Consider the following 1,086-nt stretch of genomic DNA (forward strand, 5'->3'; position numbering starts at 1 on the left):
GGCGGTCTCAGTCGGTGGTTGCAACGCCGAGGAGTTGGGCCATTCTTTCAGCTGGGGTGTCGATGTTGAGGGTCTTGCGGGGTCTTGCGTTGAGTTGATCGGCGACGGCGTTGAGGTCGGCTTGGGTGATGGTGCGGAAGTTGGTGCGGCCTTTGGGGAAGTACTGGCGTAGCAGGCCGTTGGTGTTTTCGTTGGTGCCGCGTTGCCAGGGGCTGTGGGGGTCGCAGAAGTAGACCGGGCAGCCGGTGGCGATGCTGAACTGGGTGTGGCGGGCCATTTCGGTGCCTTGGTCCCAGGTCAGTGAGGCCCGTAGTCGTCGGGGTAGCCAGCTCATGGCAGTGGCCAGGTGCGCGGCGACGTGTTCGGAGAGTTTGCCCTCGGGCAGGCTGACGAGGATCACGAAGCGGGTGTGCCGCTCGACCAGAGTGGCGATGGCCGATCCGCCGTCTGGATCGCGGCCGCCTTCGAGGAGGTCACCTTCCCAGTGCCCAGGCACGGCCCGGTCGGTGACCTCGGCGGGTCGGGCACTGATGTTCAACCCAAGCCAGGGCCGCTGCGATCGGATTGCTCCGGCGGCGCGGGCGCGTGGGCGTCGGGCAGCCCGACCCGAGCGCAACGCGACCTGTCGGGTCAACTCTGCCCGCAAGTTACCTCGGGCTTGCAGATAGATCGCCTGATAGATCGTCTCGTGCGACACCCACCGCTCCGGCGAATCGGGATAGTCACGCCGCAACCGCAGAGCGATCTGCTGCGGCGACCACCGCTGCCGCAACAGATCGATCACCAACCGGCGAAGCGGCCCGTCGACGGCCAGCCTGCCAGGCCGCTTCGCCCGCCGGTGACGCAGCCACGCCGCCCAGTCCGCCTCTGACGGCCGATACACCTGCCCATACCGCTCGAACCGGCCAAGCTCCCGACTTACCGTCGACGGCGCCCGCCCCAACCGCCGAGCGATCTCCCGCACTGACAGCTTCGCTGCCCGACCCAAACCAATCTCTTCACGTTCTGCCGCTGACAACCGTCCAGCCACCACAACCACCTCCATCACCATCAACGAAGGTGTTGCAACCAGCGGTTGACCCCAAG

Annotated in this window: 1 protein-coding gene; it reads right to left on the reverse strand. The window is 66.5% G+C overall.

Features of this window, described 5'->3' with window-relative positions; all coding sequences use genetic code 11:
- Positions 1-7: 7 nt before the first annotated feature.
- Positions 8-1,086: IS30 family transposase (locus tag ABZU25_RS34505; protein ID WP_355033556.1), on the reverse strand; the 1,079-nt coding region annotated here is incomplete at its 5' end.

The sequence above is a fragment of the Micromonospora sp. NPDC005215 genome (assembly GCF_040607915.1).
Taxonomy (GTDB): domain Bacteria; phylum Actinomycetota; class Actinomycetes; order Mycobacteriales; family Micromonosporaceae; genus Micromonospora.